Source organism: Caballeronia cordobensis (assembly GCF_001544575.2).
Classification (GTDB): domain Bacteria; phylum Pseudomonadota; class Gammaproteobacteria; order Burkholderiales; family Burkholderiaceae; genus Caballeronia; species Caballeronia cordobensis.
The window spans coordinates 164,638-184,042 of the sequence record NZ_FCNY02000002.1 but is presented as its reverse complement, the minus strand read 5'-3'; the positions used below and the strand labels follow the sequence as shown (position 1 = coordinate 184,042).

Here is a 19,405-nt window from a genome sequence, read left to right as displayed (position 1 = left end):
CGAACCGATTCCTGTCACGCATTTCAACTCCAAGGGGAATACAACATGACTCGACTCATCGCTCTGCTGCTGATCGCGGGCACGGCGGCTCTCGCGGGCTGCAACACCGTCTCGGGCGCGGGCCAGGACATTTCGAAGGGCGGCCAGGCCATTTCGAACTCCGCTGAGCAGCACAAGTAACAATCGTTCCATAGCGTTGCTGTAGTTCCCTCTCTTCCCGCCACCTCGTGTGGCGGGATTTTTTTGTGCCGTTGCTCCCACGCATGGCGCAAAAAAATCCGGCCGCGATAGGCGGCCGGACTAAGTCTCTTAGCACCCGCTACGTCATTGCGTGTCGGGCAACTCCAGCGCCGGCTGCTGCGTGTTGCCGCCCTGCGCCACCAGCACGCGAATCTTGCCCGGCACCAGTTGCGAAGCCGCGTTGCCCGAAGGCAGCGTCGTCACGAGCCAGTCCGCGTTGTTGCCGAGATTGAACGATGCCGACGTATAGACCGGCGTCTTCGAGCCCGGCAGCGTCGCGATAAGCTGATACGTGCTGCCGGAAACATAGAGCGAGTCCTGCGTCGACGCGGGCACGGCGTTCTTGTAGGCGACACCCGCCATCGTCGGGCTCACGTTGGCGATGTTCGTGCCCGGCGCCACTAGATAGATGTCCAGATTCGGCGCGTTGGTCGAGGCATTGAAGGCGCGAACCCGTGCGCTCGTCGACAGCAGTCCCTTGTCGAAGGGATCGTCGATCACCGCGATCGACGGCACGAAGCCCGCATCCGGCAACGCGATCACCGTGTACTCGTGGCCCTTCGCGGCATTGCTGATGCTGGTATCGGTCGCGAGCTGCGTCGTCGTGTTGACCGCGGCGTAGGAGAAGTTGTGCTGGCCGGTGTCGATGTTCGCGAAGTTGGTCACGGTCTTGTACGCGAGATTCGGCTGCAGGATCTTGCCGTTGTCGTAGAAGTCGACGTTCGGCCCGCTCGGGATCGCGTGAATGAAATGGACTTCCGGCGGCGTGACGCCGATTTCCTTGCCGACATCGTCGGAGCTTCCTCCGCAAGCGGAGAGCAGAGCAGCGACGGCAGCGAGCGCGGCAGCGGTGCGGATGAGCTTCATGATTTCACCTTCCTTTATTTTGATCGACACCTCGTTGGCCGGGTCCGGACGAAGGCTTGCGCCCGATTCGTGGACCCTGGTTCTGTTTTCTTTCTTGACCGATCGGTCGACGTCAATCGCGCCGGCGATGCGGGTGCCTGCCATCAGCAAAGGATGTGCCCCTGAGGGACATGAATGACTCCCTCGCGCCCGGCAAAGCCATACAGGACGGGGCTTCCGGAATCGTTAGAGGAATTATTCGGGACGTGTGAAAGACACGCGGCGGAGCGGCATCGAACGATGCAGTCCGCCGGTGCGCGAAGCGGCTTTTACAACGCGGGGACGCTCAGGCCAGCCCGCGCCGCCGATAGTCGAACCAGAACGAAAGCCCGACGGAAAGCAGGATGACGAGCGTCGCGATGACGGTCCACTGCGTGATGATCTCGCCGAGCAGCGCCGCGCCGAGCAGGACCGCGACGACCGGGTTCACGTACAGGCAACTCGTCGCGACGATCGTGCTCGTGTTGCGGATCAGGAAGTTATACGCGACATACGCGGCCATCGAACCGACGGTCACGAGATAGACGAACGCGAGCCCGGCCCCCGGCGCGACGTGCGTGAGCCGCTCGCCGGACAACAGCGCGATGCCCGTCGCGATCAATCCGCCCAGCCCGATCTGCAAGGCCGTGGACATCAGCAGATCGGAAGGCTGCGGCAGCCGGGTCGCGAGATGCGCGCCGCCCGCCCAGAGGATCGCCGCGCACAGAATGGCGAGTGTGCCGAACGTGGAACTCGGCGACGGATCGCCGTGATTCAGCAGCACGATGCCGACGAGGCCCAACGCCACCGCGAACCACTCGCCCTTCGCGACGGCGCGGCCCGCGAGCGCGGTGAAGATCGTCGCGAAGAGCGGCACCGTGGCCACCATCACGGCGGCGGTGCCGGTGCCGACGGTGCGCATGCCGTAGGCCATCATCCCGCTGGACAATCCTTCGAGCAAGGTGCCGACGATCGCCGCGTTGCGCACTTCCCGCGCGCTGGGCCACACCGCCTTGCGATGCACGGCGATCGCGAACAGCCCGGCGCCCGCGAACAGGTTGCGCAGCCCGCCGAGCATGAGCGGCGGAAACGATTCGAGCGACAGGTGAATCCCGAGATACGTCGATCCCCACACGAGATAGACGACCGCGAGCGCGAGCGCCACCTGCCCCTTGAAGGAACGCGGCGCGCGAAACGGAAAACGGTCGGGAAAACTGAACGGCAGACGCGGCGGCGGCAGAGCGGACATGCATTACTCCGCGACGGCTGCGCGCCGGACGAAAACAGGCAAAACCAGACAGGACGGCATGACGGAAAACGAAGAGGCGGATGGCGCGGGAAGGGGCCGCTCGATCTTCGGGAAAACCCGGAAGTTCGCGGCGCCCGCCATTATGCAGTAAGCGCCCTCTACGAACGACGGAATTTGAAGATGGTTGCCAACACGCCACGCCACGGTGTAAGGTGGCGGCTGCTAACGCGGGGGTCCTGCGTTGCGCATCGCGATTTCAACCGGTTTCATCGATCGAATCGCTTCGTGCGGCGTGGGTGAGAAATACCCTTTGAACCTGATCTGGATAATGCCAGCGCAGGGAAGCGTTCGGGTTCGACGGTTTGCAGCATCCCGCCACTTCTTCCGAACCCGTACCTTTCCATCTCGTTCCTCCCTGTTTAGCTCCTGAGTCAGCCGAGCTCGGTGTCGCTCGTTCGCGTCGCGCTTCGGAAATAACCGTCCCACACAGGAGATACAACACATGAATGCCAACCCCAAGTTCCTGTCCGAGAACGCCGTCGTCGATGCCGCCGCCATCGCGCCCCTGCCGAACTCGCGCAAGGTCTACGTCGAAGGTTCGACGCCGGACATCCGCGTGCCGATGCGCGAAATCACGCAGTCGGACACGCCCGATGGCTTCGGCGCCGAGAAGAATCCGCCGGTCTACGTCTACGACACGTCGGGTCCGTACACCGACCCGGACGCGCACATCGACATTCGCTCGGGTCTGGAAGCACTGCGCGGCGCGTGGATCGAGAAGCGCGGCGACACCGAGGAACTTGCGGGCCTGTCGAGCGACTACGGCCGCGAACGCGCCGCCGATGCGAAGACCGCCGAGCTGCGCTTTCCCGGCCTGCACCGCAAGCCGCGCCGCGCGCTCGAAGGCAAGAACGTCACGCAGATGCACTACGCGCGCGCCGGCATCGTCACGCCGGAGATGGAGTACATCGCGATTCGCGAAAATCAGCGGCGCGCGGAATATCTCGAAAGCCTGAAGTCGAGCGGCCCGAACGGCGAAAAGCTCGCGGCGATGATGGGCCGTCAGCACGCCGGACAGGCGTTCGGCGCAGCGGCGTTCGGCAAGGATGCGCTCAAGGAAATCACGCCCGAATTCGTGCGCGAGGAAGTGGCGCGCGGCCGCGCGATCATCCCGGCGAACATCAATCACCCGGAAAGCGAGCCGATGATCATCGGCCGCAACTTCCTCGTGAAGATCAACGCGAACATCGGCAATTCGGCGGTGAGCTCGTCGATCGGCGAGGAAGTCGACAAGATGACGTGGGCGATCCGCTGGGGCGGCGACACGGTGATGGATCTCTCGACCGGCAAGCACATCCACGAAACGCGCGAGTGGATCGTGCGCAATTCGCCGGTGCCGATCGGCACGGTGCCGATCTATCAGGCGCTTGAAAAGGTCAACGGCAAGGCCGAAGACCTGACCTGGGAAATCTTCCGCGACACGCTCATCGAGCAAGCGGAGCAAGGCGTCGATTACTTCACGATTCACGCGGGCGTGCGCCTGCAATACGTGCCGCTGACGGCCAACCGCATGACGGGCATCGTCTCGCGCGGCGGCTCGATCATGGCCAAGTGGTGCCTCGCGCATCACAAGGAAAGCTTCATCTACGAGCACTTCGAAGACATCTGCGAAATCATGAAGCAATACGATGTCTCGTTCTCGCTCGGCGACGGCCTGCGCCCCGGCTCGATCTACGACGCCAACGACGAAGCCCAGCTCGGCGAACTGAAGACGCTCGGCGAACTCACGCAGATCGCATGGAAGCACGACGTGCAGGTGATGATCGAAGGCCCCGGCCACGTGCCGATGCAGCTCATCAAGGAGAACATGGACCTGCAACTGGAGTGGTGCGACGAAGCGCCCTTCTACACGCTCGGGCCGCTCACGACGGATATCGCGCCGGGTTACGACCACATCACGTCGGGCATCGGCGCGGCGATGATCGGCTGGTTCGGCACCGCGATGCTCTGCTACGTCACGCCGAAGGAGCATCTCGGCCTGCCGAACAAGGACGACGTGAAGGAAGGCATCATCACCTACAAGCTCGCGGCGCACGCGGCCGATCTGGCGAAGGGTCATCCGGGCGCGCAGGTGCGCGACAACGCGCTCTCGAAGGCGCGCTTCGAGTTCCGCTGGGAAGACCAGTTCAACCTCGGCCTCGATCCGGACAAGGCGCGCGAATTCCACGATGAAACGCTGCCCAAGGATTCCGCCAAGGTCGCGCATTTCTGCTCGATGTGCGGCCCGCACTTCTGCTCGATGAAGATCACGCAGGACGTGCGCGACTTCGCCGCGAAGCAAGGCGTGTCCGAAAACGAGGCGCTCGCCAAAGGCATGGAGACGAAGGCGATCGAGTTCGTGAAGAAAGGCGCGGAAATCTATCAGCCGACGTGATGCTTGCCTAAGGCTGACGACGGCCTGTCGCACGAGACGTGCGGCAGGCCGTTTTTTTTGCCTTCGCGCGGCGCAAAGCCTTGCGGGAACTGGCTGACCGGGTTAATCGGAGGATTCGGGCACTTTTCGTGCTGATGCCTGAATGAACCGGCGAAAACGTCCGAACGCTCGAACGGCGCTTCGCAGCCGATTCACTTCATCATCGAATTGGAGAGTCGACATGAAAACCATGAGACAGATCGGCGCCGCTGCAATGGTCGTTGCGTTCCTCGGAGGACTGACCGCTTGCGGCGACATGACCACGCGTCAACGGGATACCGCGATCGGCGCCGGCGTGGGCGCGGCGGGCGGAGCGGTCATCGGCGGCAGCGCGCTTTCGACGCTCGGCGGCGCGGCAGTCGGGGGTGTCATCGGCAATCAGGTCGGCAAGTAATCTTCCGGGCGGCGAGGCGCGACGCCTCGCCCGAAGCGACCCGTTGTTTCATATCTGATACAAAATCGCGCGCCGTAACGCTTTTTGACGTGACGCACGGTGTCGGTCCTGCGCCGGTCGACTAAGCTTCTCCTTAACGGACCCGCACGCTTCGCATCCGATTCAGAGGTCCGGCAAGCCGCAGTGCAAGGAGCAGCATCATGATTTCCGCCCGCATCATTTCCGGACCCGCAACGGCCGCCGTCGCGCTCGCTGCCGGGCTTCTCGTCAGCGGGTGCTATTACTACGGCTATCCGGCGTATCCGTCTTATCCCGTCGTCGACGCGACCTACGTCCAGCGCGAATTCTCGCTGCCCGGACAGGCGGCATCCGGCGCGGCGGCGGCCACGCTTCCACCGCAGTACGAGTACGCGGTCGGAGCGCCTTACGCCGATTACTACCAGACCTATCCGTACCCTTATCCCTATCCTTACTACCCGCCTTATGCGGCGTACCCGGCCTATTACGGCTACGGCTATGGCTATCCCGCGGTCTCATTCAGCTTCGGCTACTGGGGCGGCAGCGGATGCTGCTGGGGCCGCGGCTGGCACGGCGGCGGCTGGAACGGACACGGCTGGCACGGCGGCGGCGGTGGATGGCATGGCGGCGGCGGCAACAACTGGCACGGCGGCGGTGGAGGCGGATGGCACGGCGGAGGCGGCCGCGGGCACTGAACGGCGCATCGGACCGTTACATCAGATGAGACAAACATCGGCTTAAACGGCGTCGCGTAACATCGCTGCAACATTTTCCGACTCAAATCTGGCGGCGCACGCCTCGAACCACTTTGTGCGCCCCGACACTTTCCTTATCCGACAAGGCATCGGCCGATTTCGCCAGACGATTGGCATGCTTCTGGCTATATAGCTCCCCTATTACCGCAGCACATTTTTCCGCACACGCTTTCCGTATCGGGGGATCGGACATGATGGCCTTCTTGTTTTTCCTGGCGTGGATGCTCGCCTCGCTCGCCCTTCTGACCGTCTGGGTGTTTCGCCAGACGCCGCCCGCCGGCCGCGACGACGGCACGCCCGCCGCCATCGCCGAAAGCTGATTGTCTCTTCGCCTGTGACGACGCGCCCGCATGCGGCGCGTCCCGTCACGTCCCTGCGCGACGCCCGCGCCGCAATGAACCGCCATTGACTCCTTGACGCCAGCCGTTCGCGCCCTATTCTTAGTGAGCGCGTTATGCGCTTGCTTAACCGGCGACCGCAGCGAAGCAGGACATCGAACGCCACGCGCGAGCGCGGTATCGGCTCGTCGCCGCTGCCGCACATGACCCCGGCAAGGAGACCCGATGTTCCATCAGCTTCTCACCCCGATCGCCCATTCCCTCTTCGCTTCTTTCGTCGTCGCCGCGCTGCCGATCGTGCTCGTGCTCGTGCTGCTCGGCTGGGCGCGCCGTCCGGCATGGCAGGCGTCGCTCGCGGGCCTGATCCTCGCGCTCGTCATCGCCGTGGCGGGCTGGCATTTTCCGGTCGGGCTCGCGCTCGATTCGGTCGCGGCCGGCGCGGTGTTCGCGCTGTGGCCGGTCATGTGGATCGTGTTCGCGGCGATCCTGCTCTACAACGTCGCACAACGCTCGGGGCGCTTCGAGGCTTTTCGCCAGTGGATGGTCGATAACCTGCCGAACGACCGGCGCATCGTGCTCGTGGTGATCGGCTTTTCGTTCGGCGCGCTGCTCGAAGGCATTTCGGGCTTCGGCACGCCGATCGCCATCACGAGTTCGCTTCTGATCCTGCTCGGTTTTCCGACGCTCGAAGCGCTGACATTCACGCTGATCTTCAACACGGCGCCGGTTGCATTCGGCGCGCTCGGCGTGCCGATCACCGTGCTCGGCGCGGTCACGCACCTGCCCACCGACGCCCTCGCGAAAATGGTCGGCCGCCAGTTGCCGCTCTTCGCGTTCTTCCTGCCGTTCTACGTGATCGGCGTCTATGCGGGCTTTCGCAACATGCTGCGCATCTGGCCGGTGCTGCTTGTCTCCGGCGGCGCGTTCGCGCTCACGCAGTTCGTCACGTCGAATTTCATCAGCTATGCGCTGACCGACGTGCTGTCATCGCTCGTCTCGCTGATCCTGACGATCGCGTTTCTGCGCGTGTGGAAGCCCGTCGCCGACGAGCGCTTCGCGGTCAACGCCGAGCGCCTTCCGGGCACGGACGCGACGCTCTCGGGCGGCCACGGCTGGGTGCCGTGGATCGTCGTGTCGGTGGTCGTGATCGTGTGGACGGTGCTGAAGATCTTCCTGATCGGCGATGTGAAAATCGCGTGGCCGGGTCTCGACAAAGCCGTCTACATCACGCTCTACAACCAGCCCTACGGCGCGATCTGGGACTTCCAGCCGCTCGCGACGGGCACCGCGATTCTCGTCGCGTCGATCATCACCGCGCTCATGGTGAAGCTGCCCGCGCGGGAATACAGCGCGGCGATCGCCGATACCTGGGTGCAGACGCGCATCGCCATTCTCACGGTCGCGACCATCGTCGGGTTGGCGTATCTGATGAACTACTCGGGCATGAACTACACGCTGGGCCTGGGCGTCGCGTCGGTCGGGCCGTTCTTCCCGCTCGTCTCCGCCTTCCTCGGCTGGGTGGCGGTGTTCCTGTCCGGCAGCGATACGTCGGGCAATGCGCTGTTCGGCAATCTTCAGGTCGTGGCGGCGAACCAGCTCAATCTCAATCCGGTGCTGATGGCGGCGACCAATTCGTCGGGCGGCGTGATGGGCAAGATGATCTCGCCGCAGAACATCTCCACCGGCGTGGCCACGACCGAGCTCAAGGGCAAGGAAGGCCTCGTCTTCGCGCGCACGTTCTGGCATTCGATCCTGCTCACGATCCTGCTCGGCGTGCTCGTCTGGCTGCAACAGAACGTGCTGACGTGGATGATTCCGCCGCACTGATCTCCCGTTTCTTGCGCAGTCTTTCAGCAAGCGTCTTTTCGAGACGCGCGCGGTGCTACCATGCGCGGACTTTCGCTATGCATACCGAAGTCCGCCCGCCATGTCACCCGCCAATCTGCTGCAACTGATCGTCCTCGCCGCCCTATGGGGCGCGTCGTTTCTCTTCATCCGCGTGGGCGTCGCCGAGTTCGGCGTCGCGCCGCTGATGGCCTTGCGCGTCGGCATCGGCGCGCTGTTTCTGGGCGGCATGCTGCTCGCGCGCCGTCCGCTCGCCGCTACCGCCGCGACGCTGCGCGCACGCTGGCCGCAACTGCTCGCGGTCGGCATTCTCAACTCGGCCGCCCCGTTCTGCCTTTTCGCGTATGCCGAGCTGACGCTTTCGGCCGGCGCGACGTCCGTCATCAACGCGACGACGCCGCTCTTCGGCGCGCTCGTCGCGTATCTGTGGCTGCGCGACCGTCTGACGACCGCGCGCACGATCGGCATGGCGATCGGTTTCGCGGGCGTGCTCGTGCTGGTGTGGAACCAGATCGCGCCCGAGCACGCGGGCCACGACGCCGCGCTGCCCACGCAAGGCATGCTCGCGGCGGCCGCGGCGCTCGCGGCATCGGCGCTGTATGGCGTCGCGGGCAACTTCGCAAAAAAGTATCTGATGGACGTCGACGCGATGACCAACGCCGCCGGCAGCATGATCGGCGCCACCCTGACGCTCGCGCCGATCGCTTTCTTCACGTGGCCCGCCGCGCCGGTGTCCGCGCACGCATGGGGCGCGGTGCTCGCGCTCGGCATCGGCTGCACGGGCATCGCGTACTTCATCTATTTCCATCTGGTGGCGGTGGCCGGTCCCGCGCGCGCGATGACCGTGACGTTCGTCATCCCGCTCTTCGGCATCTTGTGGGGCGCGCTCTTTCTCGGCGAGCACGTCTCGCTCGTGATGATGACGGGTTGCGCGATCGTGCTCGCGGGCACGGCGCTCGCCACCGGCGCGGTGAAGCGCACGTCCTTTGCGGGGCGGCGCAAGCTCGCGCCGTAAGGCCGGGCTCGCGCATGCGCATCCGTCAAATTATTTGGATGCGCGTTGCGTCTTACGGGAAGCCGCGTCATCCTTCGCGCTTTTTGCGCAAGGAGCCGACATGGCCGTTTCGTTCGCCAAGCTGAAGCATGAAATGATGAAGATGGTGCCGCCCACGCTCTTCTTCTTCGTTCTTCTGAATGCCGTCGTCATCATTCGCGCGCTGATGCTGAAAGGCACCGGCATCTCGCTGCCGACGTCGGTTTCGGTCGTCTTCGCTTCGCTGATTCTCGGCAAGTCCGTGTTGCTCGCCAACATGCTGCCGTTCATCAATCGCTATCCGGACCATCCGCTCGTCTGGAATGCGGCGTGGAAAACGCTCATTTACACCATCGTCGCCGGCATCCTGCACTACTTCGAGCGTCTATTCGAATTCTGGAAGGAGACGCACGGCCTGGCGGCGGCGCATCACGAACTCCTCGCGCATATCAACTGGCCGCAGTTCTGGGCGATTCAGATTCTTCTCTTCCTCATGATCGGCAACTACTGCGCGTTCGCCGAACTCGGGCGCGTGATCGGACGCGTTGCGCTCAAGTCGTATTTCCTCGGCCCGCGCGTGGACGTCCCGCCGACGTGGCGGCAAGGCTGACTTTTCGATTTACTCGCCGCGCACCGGCCCGCGTCCCGCCTTGATCGCGCCGCGCTTCACCTTGCCTTCCACGCGCCGCGTTTGCGATGCGCGCGTCGGCTTGGTCGCGATGCGCTTGCGCCGCGTCACCGAAACGCTGCGAATCAGTTCGTCGAGCCGCGCCAGGGCCGCCGCCCGGTTCATGTCCTGCGTGCGATGCTCCTGCGCCTTGATGACGATCACGCCCTCGCGCGTCACGCGGCTGTCGGAGAGCGCGAGCAGGCGCGCCTTGATGTGCTCCGGCAACGACGACGCGCGAATATCGAAGCGCAGATGGATCGCACTCGACACCTTGTTGACGTTCTGACCGCCCGCGCCTTGCGCGCGCACGGCCGTCAGCTCGATTTCGTTGGGCGGCACGGCGAGGCTGTCGGTTGTCATCGTTCGATTTCCCTCGATAAGCGCTGCATGCGCGCGGCCAGCCCGGAATCGCGTTGCGTCGGTTCTCTCACCGCCTGCGCAAAGATCGCCGCCGAGCCGATCACGTCGATTCTGCGCTTCGCGCGCGTGATCGCCGTATACACCAGCTCGCGCGACAACACGCGCACGAACACGCCGGGCAACACGAGCGACGCATGCTCGAACTCCGAGCCCTGCGACTTGTGGACGGTCAGCGCGAACGCGGTATCGTGCGGCGGCAGCGCGGCGGGCGACACGTAGCGCAGCGCGCCATCGGCCATGCGGAACGCCACGCGCAAGAGCCCGTCCGCGCCCGGCAGCGCAATGCCGATATCGCCATTGAAAAGCCCGAGCGCATAGTCGTTGCGCGTGACGATCACCGGCCGTCCGGCGAACCACTGCGCACCGAGCGCAAGCGCAATGCCCGCCTGCTCGCGCACTTTCGCGGCGATGCGCGCGTTCACTTCGTCCACGCCACGCGGTCCCTTGCGGGTCGCGCACAGCACGCGATAGCGGTTGAGCGCGTCGAAGAGTTGCGCGTGATCGGCGTCTTCGTCTTCGAGCACGGCCAACAGCGCTTGCGCATATGGCGCGAAGCCCTTCGCGAGGCGCGCGAGCGTGCGCTCGGAGAGCGCCGTGTCGCCATCGTCGAAAAGCGCGGCGGCGCGTTCGCCGGAAGCGTCGAGCGCATGAAGCGCGGCCTTTTCGTCGCCGTCGCGGATCGCGATCGACAAACGCCCGATGTCCGAATCGAGCCCGAAGCGATAGTTTTTCTGCAACCAGACGACGCAATCGGTCAGCGCGGATGCCGGGCCGGGCGCTTCCGGCGGCGCGTCGAAGAGTCCGAGCTGCGGATCGCCCGACGGTGGCTCGGCGTGCGGCACCACGGGCTGAAGCTTTTTTACGTCGAGCGCCAGCGCCGACGCGATCCGTGCGACGCCCGCGCCGCTGAACGACGGCTCAGCGCTCAGTTCCGCGAACACCGCGCCCGCCTCGACCGCCGAAAGCTGATCCTTGTCGCCGAGCATCACGAGCCGGCTCGACGGCGCGACGGCTTCGAGCAGATGCGCCGCGAGCGCGACGTCGATCATCGAGGCTTCGTCGACGACGATCACGTCGTACGGCAGCGGATTGTCGCGATGATGCCGGAAGCGCCCGTCCGCCTGCACGCCGAGCAGCCGTTGCAGGGTGAACGAGGTGCGCGGCAGCCGCGCGGCGAGTTCGGGCGGCAGCTTGTCGGCGCGCTCGATCAGCGCTTCCTGCATGCGCTGCGCGGCCTTGCCGGTCGGCGCGGCGAGCGCGATGCGCAGTTGCGGATCGTCGTCGAGCAGGCACGCGAGCACGCCCACGACGGTTGTGGTCTTGCCGGTGCCCGGGCCGCCGCTCACGATCGTCAGCCGCCCCGCCAGCGCGACGAATGCGGCAACGCGCTGCCAGTCGATATCGTCGCCGGCGCGCGGGCCGAAATAGCGCGCGATGCGCGCAGCCTGCGCTTCGATAGCCCGCGGCAGCATCTGCGCACCCGCGCCGCGCGAGCGTTCGACGAGCGCCTCTGCGAGCCGTCGCTCGTAATCGAAGTAACGCGCGAGATAGAGCCGCCCATCCTCGTCGATGACGAGCGGCAGCAGATCCGCCGCGTCCGCACGCGCATCGTCGCGCACGAGGCACGCGACGCCGCTCGCGAGCAACGCGTCGCGCGCCTCGTGAAAGCGCTCGTCATGACGGCGCGCGAGCGTGGCGAGCGGCAGGCAGACGTGACCCTGCGCAGTGGCGCGGCTCAACGCCAGCGCAGCGCGCTCGGCCCACAGCACGCCGCGTTCGTCGGCGTCGAGCCGAATCGCGAGCGCCTTCATGCGCCGCGCGAAGCCTTCCGCAAGCGCGGCGCTTTCGTCCGCGCCCGCGCGTTCGACGAGATCGGGCGTGACAGGGGGCGTGACAGCGGGCGTACTCATGCCGCGCCTCCCGCCATCAGCCGGTCGAGCGCTTCGACCAGTTCCAGCGACGGCCGCCCGCGATGCACGCCGCTCGCCGCATCGCCGTCGCGCCAGTCGGGACGCACGCCGCGCACGAACAGATACAGATAGCCGCCGATATGCGTGTCGTACGCGTAGCCGGGCAAGCGCGCGCGCAAGTAGCGATGCAGCGCGACCACGTACACGAGCGCCTGAAGGTGATACGCATGTTCCGCCATCGCGACGCCGAGCGGCGCGGCGGCGTAGTCGGAGGCGGCGTCGCCGAGATGATTCGACTTCCAGTCGATGATCCAGTAACGCCCCTCGTGCTCGACGATCATGTCGATGAATCCCTTGATGAACCCGCGCAGCGCGCCGGACTCCAGCGCGACGTCGGGAAAGCCGTGCGCCGCGAGCACGCGCCGCAACGCGGTGAAATCGAGCGCCTCGGCCGGAAACAGAAACTCCAGCTCGTTCATGCGGCGCGTCATGGCGATGTCGTGCAGCCGCATGCCCGGCGCGATTTCGGCGGCGACGGTATCGGCGAGCAGGCGCAGCATCATCGGACGAAGCTGCGGTGCCAGCGCTTCCGGCGCGGGCGTCGGATGCTCGTGCAGCGCGCGCTCGACGGCTTCCGGCCACTTCGACGGCTCCGTGAAATCGGCAAGCTCGTACATGCGATGCAGGCATTCGCCCGCCGCCGCACCGCGCGGAAACGCGAGGATGTCGTCTTCGGCGAGCGGCGCTTCCTTCTTCGCCGACGCTTGCGCGCGCGCATCGTCCTTGAGCGCGGCGAGTGCGTCGTGGTCGGGCCGCGCTTCGGCCGGCTGCGCCTGATTCGCTTCGTCGCGCGCGCCCGCGGCGATCAGCGAACTGAAGCTCGCCATGCGCCATGAGTCGCGCAAGATGCGCCGGTTCGTACGCGCGGCGATCTCGTGCTGGTTCGACATATCGGCGACGAGCGGCTCGCGCATCTCGATGACCGGCAGCGGTGCGACGCCGATCGCGCCATCGCATTTCGCCGCGAGCGCGTGCCACGCCGCGGCGATCTCCGCGTCCTCGGGCGGCGCCTTGCTGAACGCGTCGAACTCGCGACCGTTGCCCGCGACGAGCCAGTTGAGCACGCTGCGGCGCGACTCCTTCGTCGAGCGGTTCGAGAGATAAAAACCCGCGACGACATAACAGCGGAACACCGCCCGCGTCAGCGCGACATAGACGAGGCGCGCCCGCTCGGCGGCCTGCTCGCGCGCGATCGTTCCGCTCACGTGATCGTCCTCGTCGCCTTCGATGCCGTAATGCAGCACGGCGACACCCGCATCGTCGTGATATTCGCGCGCATCCGGCAGGCCCGAGGCGGACGGCTCGCGCGCGCTGCCGTCGTTCAGGAACGGACAGAACACGACCGCATACTCCAGCCCTTTCGACTTGTGCACGGTCACGATCTGCACGAGATTGCGGTCCGATTCGAGACGCAGTTGCGCTTCCTCGCCGCCGCCTTGCCGCTCGCGTTGCGCGGCGAGCCAGCGCAGCGTCGGCGCGATGCCCGGCTGCTCGGCCGATCTCGCCTGCAACAGCTCCGCGAGATGATTGACATTGGTGAGCCGGCGCTCGCCGTCGGGCCGCGCGACGAGACGCGTCGCGATCGACAGTTCGCGCGCGAGCGTGCGCCACATCACGGCGAAGCCGCGCTCGTGCCAGATCGTGCGATAGCGCGAAAAGCGCTCGACCCAGCTCGTCGAATCGATCGGCTCGCCATGCGGATCGGCGGCGTCGGCGTGTTCGAGACGCCAGAGCGCGGCGGCGTCGAGCCCGAACCAGTCGGTCGCGAGCGCCGCGCGCAGGCGGCGCAGGTCGCCGGGCGTATCGATGGCGGCAAGCACGCGCTCGATCTGCTCGGCGTCGGGCGAGCCGAACACCGAGGCCTGCGCGAGTTCGACACTGCCGATGCCCCACGACGCGAGCACGCGCTTCACCAGACTGCCCTGCCGATGCGTCTGCACGAGCACGGCGATATCGCCCGCCGACAGCGCCTTGTCGCCGATTCTCACTTCGCCGCGCGCCGCCCCGCGCAGAAGCCGCGCGATCTCGGCGGCGCAGGCTTCGGCGGCATCGCGCTGCGCATGGGTTTTTGCAAGCGCCGATTCACCATGCGGCAGCATCCACACGCAAAAATCGGCGATGTCGGCATACGCCGCGGCGGGCGTCTCATCGACGAACGGTCCGCGCTTCCTCGTGCCCGCGCGCACCGGCTGATAGTCCAGCCCATCGAGGATGAACGCCTTCGCATTCGCTTCGAACACGCGGTTGCACGCCTCGATGATCGGCGGCGTCGAACGTTGGTTGACCGCGAGCGTATAGCGCGCGCTCGCGCCGTCGCGCGCGGCGAGATACGTGTGTAGGTCGGCGGCGCGGAAACTGTAGATCGCCTGCTTCGGATCGCCGACCAGAAAAAGCGGCCCGTGCGGCGCGAACACGCGGCTAAAGATCGCGTATTGCAGCGGGTCCGTGTCCTGGAATTCGTCGATGAGCGCAGCCGGATAACGCGCGCGCAACGCCTCGGCGAGCCACGCATGCTTGACGAGCGCGTGATGCAGGTTCGACAGCAGATCGTCGAACGACACGACGCGGCGCGCGCGCTTTCGCGCGGCGAGTTCGGCGGGCGCGTGAGCGAGCCATTCGCGCACGATGTCGAGCCACATCGCGCGCTGCGACGCCTCGGCGGCGGCGGCGGACGCGGCGAGCGCCTCGGCCTGGTCGAAGAAGGCGTGCTCGGGCGGCGTGTTCTTCGCCTTCGTGCCTTTGGCGAGCGCGGTGGCCGTGAGCTTGAGCGCGCGTTCGGGCGGCGGCGCGTGGCAGTCGCCTTCGGCGAAATAGGCGGTCCACGCATCGATGGCCTCGCCCACGATCTTCGCGCTGTAGCTGTTGCCCTTGAGCGCGCCCTGCGCGTCGGCGAGCAGCTTCACGATGCTGTCGCGCTCGGCGTTCCACAACGCGCAAGCCTCGTCGAAAAGGGCCTGCATGTCGGCGGCTTCCGCCGCGCCGGTGTCGCCGAAGCGCAGCGCCGCAAGCGGCTTCTTCAGCCGCCGCGCGAGTTGCGCATCGAGCGATGCGGGTCCAGCGCCTTTCGCAACGAGCCACGACGCGAACGACGGCGTGCGCGCCGCGACCGGCTCGACGCGCTCGCGCCAGAAGTCCGCCGCCAGTTCGAAGCGCAGCGCGCTGTCGTCGGCTTCCATCTCGAAGGCGAAGGGCATCGCCGCGGCGAACGGCGCTTCCTGCAGCGCGCGCTGGCAGAACGCGTGAATCGTGTGGATCGCGGCCTGATCGAACGTGGATACCGCGATGCGCAGGCGCTTCGCGGCTTCATCGGCGTCGAGGTCCGCGAGCGTCGTATCGAAAAGCTGCTCGATGAACGGATCGCCGCCGGCGTCGCCGTTTTCGATTGCATGCGCGACGCCCGCGAGCCGCGAGCGGATGCGCTCGTGCAACTCGGCGGTCGCGGCCTTCGTGAATGTCACGACGAGAATCTGCTCGACGGACAGCCGCTTTTCGAGCAGCAGGCGCACGTAGAGCGCGCAGATGTTCCACGTCTTGCCCGTGCCGGCGGACGCCTCGATCTGGTTCACGCCGTCGAGCGCGCATGAGAAGACGTCGAGTTCGCGCACTTCGTTGTTATCCAGAATAGTCATGCGCCGCTCCGCAGATGTTGCACGAGCGGTTCGAACACGATGCGCGCGATGGCTGCGAAGGCGTCGTCCAGTGCGAGATTCGCGCCGCGAAACGCGATGCGCAAAACGGGATCGTCGGACTCGGCGCGCGTGCGCTCGGACTCCCACGCGCCCTGCGCTTTCGCATCGCCCTCTTTCACCTTGAGCCACGCGCTTTTCGGAAAGAACCGGAGCGGCATGCGCCGTCCCGCGCGATACAGCGCGGCGAGCGCGGCGAGATGCGCGAGCGGATCGGCGACGGGCGCGAGCTCGAAGTCCGCCGCCTGCGAGCCGCGGCCATGCCACACCGTGCGGCGCGGGCCGTCGGGCAGCGCCGCGCAATACGCGAGATGCGCGAGCCACGCCGAAAGATAGTCGCGCGCGCGCGGCGCGTCGTAGCGATAGATCACCTGACCTTGCGGCGTCAGCGCGTTGAGCGTGCCGACGAGCGTCATCGGACGGAGATCGACGAGTGCATCGTCGTGCGCGCCGAAGAGCGCGACGTCATCCTGATCGTGTGGATGGGGCCAGCGCGGCGTGAGGTCGAGCGAGAACGGCAGACGTTCGATGCCCGCCGCCGTCGAGGCCCGCACGCGCTCCGCCAGATGTCCGAGCGCGTGCAGCTCGCGCGCCTGCCACACGCCGCCCGTCGCGCCACCGGGCATTTCGGGGCTCGCACGCGCGACACGGCGCGCGCGTTCGCGGGCGGCGCGATCGTTGTCATCGGCGGCTTCGAGCAATGCGGGCAGCACGCGCGCGGCAAGCGCATCGCGGCCTGAGAAGCCCAGTTCGAACGGCTCGGTGTCGTCGAGCTCGGCTTCGGCATCGAAGAGCGCAATGCCGAGCCTGTCGCGCAGCAGCGCGCGCGCGGGATGCCGCCAGAAGCGCACGAAGTCGTCGAAAGCGACCGTCTGCACGTCGTCTTCGCGCGGCAGGGGCGCGGAGAAAAACGGCGCGACCGGCTGCGTTTTGCCGGACTCCAGCGCGCGCGCGAGTTCGGCGCGCTCGGGCTCGTAGGTGAAGAGCCGGCCTTCCTCGTTGAAATAGTCGGGCGCGTAAGGCTGCAGCGGATGCTCGAACACGAAGCTCGCGCGCGCCGATTCCAGCGCCTCGGGCGCCGCGTGCTTGCCCGCGACCGACTTCGCCAGATAGTCGAGCAGTTCGTCGATGAGCGCGGCGGGCGGCAGCACGGCGTTGTCGCGAATGCTGCGGCCCGTGTAGGCGATCATGAACCGGTCGCGCGCGGCCAGCATGAGATCGAGGAACAGATTGCGCTCGTCGTCGCGGCGCTGCCGGTCGCCGAGCCGGGAAAAGCGCGCCATCAGGTCGAACTCGTCGGCGCGCGTGAGGCTCGGCAGCATGCCGTCGTCCATGCCGAGCAGGCAGACCACGCGATACGGCAGGCCGCGCAGGCTCGTCAGCGACGAAAACGTGACGCCGCCCCACGGCACGCCGCCGCGTGCGGGATCGTCGAGCGTATCGGTAAGCGCGGTGCGGATCACCGCCGCCGACACTTCCGTTGCGCCCGCGCCCTCGTCCATGGCGACGACGAGCGCATCGATCGCGCCGCGCACGTCGGACAGCGCATCGGTGAAGGCCACGCCCGCATCGAAAAAGCGTTCGAGCGCATCGAGCAGCAGATCGCCCCAGGCGCGCGCGGTGCGCGGGCTCGCGATGCGCTCGGCGAAGGCGTCGATGTCGTCGACGAAGCGCGTGAGGCGGCCGAGCAACTCGGCGTCCGAGCCGTTCGCGCCTTCGATCGGCAGCCACTCCGCGACCGGCGCGCCGCCCTCCGGCAACGCATAGCCGAGATAGAGACGCGTGAGCGCATCGGCGAACGTGTGGCGGGCGCGCCGCGCGCCCGCCGCCGCGAGCCACGCCTGCGCCGTTTCGAGCGCGCCGGCGTCGATGCCATAGCGCGCCGCGATGGCGTCCACACGCAGCCATTCGACGAGCTCCGGCGCGCCGACGCTGCGCTCGGTGAGCGCGAGCCAGTCGATGAGCGCGCGCGCCACCGGATTCGCCTGCGACGGCGGCAGGCCCGTGATGCGATACGGAATGCGCCGCCGCTCGTTGCTCGCCCCCGCGGGCGCGGTGCCGAAAATGCCGTCGATGAGCGGCCCCGCCACGGCGAGATCCGGAAACGCGACGAGCACGTCCGACGGCTCCAGCCCTTCGATATCGTCGAACCAGTCGAGCAGCCGGTCGTGCAGCACTTCGAGCTGACGCGACAGGCTGTGGCACACATGCACTTCGATGCCGTTCGCGGTGATCGCCTCGGGCTGCGGCCCGGCGTTCTCCTCATCGAGCGCGAGAATGCCGTTCTGCACGCGCGCGAGCCAGGTCGGGGCGGGATTGCCTTCGAAATGCTGCCGTTCGCTGGACGCCGCGCGCTCGGTCAGTTCGTGCAGCATGTGAAGCTGCGCCTGCGTCTGCCGGCCCCATTCCGCGAGCAGCGGATGACCGACTTCCTGATAATCCGCCTCGCCTTTCAATTCGAGTTGCTCGACGCGCGCCTCGCTTACGATATCGAACCAGAACTCGCGGCACGGATTGCTCGCATAGACGCGCACGTCGATCCAGCGTGACAGCTCGCGCAAGAGCGCGATATGCAGCGGCGGCATGGTCGGCAGCGCGAACACGCTGATGCGGCGCGGCCATTGCGCGCGCATCGCGGCATCGAGATCGAGATGGGGCGCATCGGCGAGAAAGCGGTACGCGGGCGGCGTCGGGTCTTTTTCGTGGCCGTTCGGATCGACCGCGAGATCCGCGAGCAGCGCGCGCCAGAGCGCGGCCTGCCAGCGTTCGTCCTCGCGCTGGATCTCGTTCGCGCCCGCGAGGCGCGGACCGCGCGTGTCGGCTTCGGCGCCCGAGCCGGAACCGCCCGCCAGAATCGACCCGCCCGCCTGCCATTGTCCCAGCCACTCCGGCCGATAGGTCAGATAGTGGTCGAAGACCGTTGCGATGCGGCGCGCGAGCTCATAGCGCATCGAATCGTCGGCGGCGTGGAGGTAGGTCGAGAGCCGCGCCGAATCGCCAAACGACGGGTCTTCGAAGAGCCGGTAGCAGCGCCACGCGAGCCGGTCCGGCGCGAACGGCGAATGCGTTGGAACTGGCAGCACGCGCCCGATCTGCGCCCACAGCCATTGCGCCAGATAGCAAAATTCGACGTTCGCGCAGATGCCGAAGCGCTCGGCCATGTCGAGTTCGAGTCGCCGCCGCAGGGCAGCGCTCGGCACGATCACGGCCTCGCGCGCGAAGGGATCGCCCTCGCGCATCGCGAAGGCGTCGAGGTCTTCGAAGAGCGCGGCGGCGAGCGTCTCGTGACGGTTCGAATAGAAGAGTTCGAGCATGGAAGGCGGTTTGCTACACGCCAGAAAATGGCGCGATTTGAAAAGCTTTGTCAGTTCAGGCGCCAGCATAGCAAAGCACGCGCGGCGCCGAGAACCTGGCCGAATGGCCGAGGTC

Annotated in this window: 14 protein-coding genes and 1 riboswitch; of the genes, 8 read left to right on the top strand and 6 right to left on the bottom strand. The window is 66.6% G+C overall.

The genetic code is table 11. The features are described from left to right. The first annotated feature begins 45 nt into the window (after positions 1-45). Positions 46-180: an entericidin A/B family lipoprotein gene (locus tag AWB70_RS04295; protein ID WP_014190935.1), complete on the top strand. Its 135-nt coding sequence runs from the start codon at positions 46-48 to the stop codon at positions 178-180. A 144-nt stretch (positions 181-324) separates the two neighbouring features. Here AWB70_RS04295 and AWB70_RS04290 read toward each other — a convergent pair whose 3' ends face one another. Together AWB70_RS04290 and AWB70_RS04285 are read right to left on the bottom strand one after the other, a co-directional pair. Continuing rightward, entirely contained in the window at positions 325-1,107 is a 783-nt protein-coding gene (locus tag AWB70_RS04290; protein ID WP_053568106.1) for a DUF4397 domain-containing protein, read from the bottom strand. A gap of 325 nt (positions 1,108-1,432) precedes the next feature. Continuing rightward, positions 1,433-2,374, bottom strand: a complete 942-nt coding sequence (locus AWB70_RS04285; RefSeq protein ID WP_053567809.1) for an EamA family transporter — start codon at positions 2,372-2,374, stop codon at positions 1,433-1,435. 219 nt (positions 2,375-2,593) lie between these two features. Further along, positions 2,594-2,735: riboswitch (TPP riboswitch) on the top strand. 141 nt (positions 2,736-2,876) lie between these two features. Here AWB70_RS04285 and thiC point away from each other — a divergent pair. The 7 genes from thiC (at position 2,877) to AWB70_RS04255 (ending at position 9,840) form a co-directional block, all read left to right on the top strand. Next, positions 2,877-4,808 (top strand): phosphomethylpyrimidine synthase ThiC, encoded by a 1,932-nt coding sequence (thiC, locus tag AWB70_RS04280; protein ID WP_053567808.1) that lies wholly within the window; start codon positions 2,877-2,879, stop codon positions 4,806-4,808. A 229-nt stretch (positions 4,809-5,037) separates the two neighbouring features. Beyond that, positions 5,038-5,241 carry a YMGG-like glycine zipper-containing protein gene (locus AWB70_RS04275; protein WP_374730226.1) on the top strand — a complete coding sequence of 68 codons (204 nt, stop codon included), beginning with the start codon at positions 5,038-5,040 and terminating at the stop codon, positions 5,239-5,241. A gap of 200 nt (positions 5,242-5,441) precedes the next feature. Continuing rightward, positions 5,442-5,954: a hypothetical protein gene (locus AWB70_RS38950; RefSeq protein WP_053567807.1), complete on the top strand. Its 513-nt coding sequence runs from the start codon at positions 5,442-5,444 to the stop codon at positions 5,952-5,954. 251 nt (positions 5,955-6,205) lie between these two features. After that, positions 6,206-6,334 carry a hypothetical protein gene (locus tag AWB70_RS39495; protein WP_268760500.1) on the top strand — a complete coding sequence of 43 codons (129 nt, stop codon included), beginning with the start codon at positions 6,206-6,208 and terminating at the stop codon, positions 6,332-6,334. Positions 6,335-6,577: 243 nt separating this feature from the next. Beyond that, positions 6,578-8,179, top strand: a complete 1,602-nt coding sequence (locus AWB70_RS04265) for an L-lactate permease (RefSeq protein ID WP_053567806.1) — start codon at positions 6,578-6,580, stop codon at positions 8,177-8,179. 100 nt (positions 8,180-8,279) lie between these two features. Next, positions 8,280-9,212 carry a DMT family transporter gene (locus AWB70_RS04260; protein ID WP_053567805.1) on the top strand — a complete coding sequence of 311 codons (933 nt, stop codon included), beginning with the start codon at positions 8,280-8,282 and terminating at the stop codon, positions 9,210-9,212. Positions 9,213-9,312: 100 nt separating this feature from the next. Further along, complete coding sequence (locus tag AWB70_RS04255) at positions 9,313-9,840, top strand: hypothetical protein (protein ID WP_053567804.1); 528 nt, start codon at positions 9,313-9,315, stop codon at positions 9,838-9,840. Between the two features lie 9 nt (positions 9,841-9,849). Here AWB70_RS04255 and arfB read toward each other — a convergent pair whose 3' ends face one another. From arfB to recC, 4 genes are read right to left on the bottom strand one after another with little or no spacing between them, the layout of a single operon-like run. Beyond that, the gene (gene arfB, locus AWB70_RS04250) at positions 9,850-10,260 is read right to left on the bottom strand and encodes an alternative ribosome rescue aminoacyl-tRNA hydrolase ArfB (RefSeq protein WP_053567803.1); all 411 of its coding nucleotides are present in this window, start codon (positions 10,258-10,260) and stop codon (positions 9,850-9,852) included. Further along, positions 10,257-12,230 carry an exodeoxyribonuclease V subunit alpha gene (gene recD / locus AWB70_RS04245; RefSeq protein ID WP_053567802.1) on the bottom strand — a complete coding sequence of 658 codons (1,974 nt, stop codon included), beginning with the start codon at positions 12,228-12,230 and terminating at the stop codon, positions 10,257-10,259. Before recD ends, arfB begins: the two co-directional genes overlap by 4 nt. Continuing rightward, entirely contained in the window at positions 12,227-15,919 is a 3,693-nt protein-coding gene (gene recB / locus AWB70_RS04240; protein ID WP_053567801.1) for an exodeoxyribonuclease V subunit beta, read from the bottom strand. The genes recD and recB overlap by 4 nt, the downstream gene beginning before the upstream one ends. Then, the gene (recC, locus tag AWB70_RS04235; RefSeq protein ID WP_060854053.1) at positions 15,916-19,290 is read right to left on the bottom strand and encodes an exodeoxyribonuclease V subunit gamma; all 3,375 of its coding nucleotides are present in this window, start codon (positions 19,288-19,290) and stop codon (positions 15,916-15,918) included. Before recC ends, recB begins: the two co-directional genes overlap by 4 nt. Positions 19,291-19,405 lie beyond the last annotated feature (115 nt).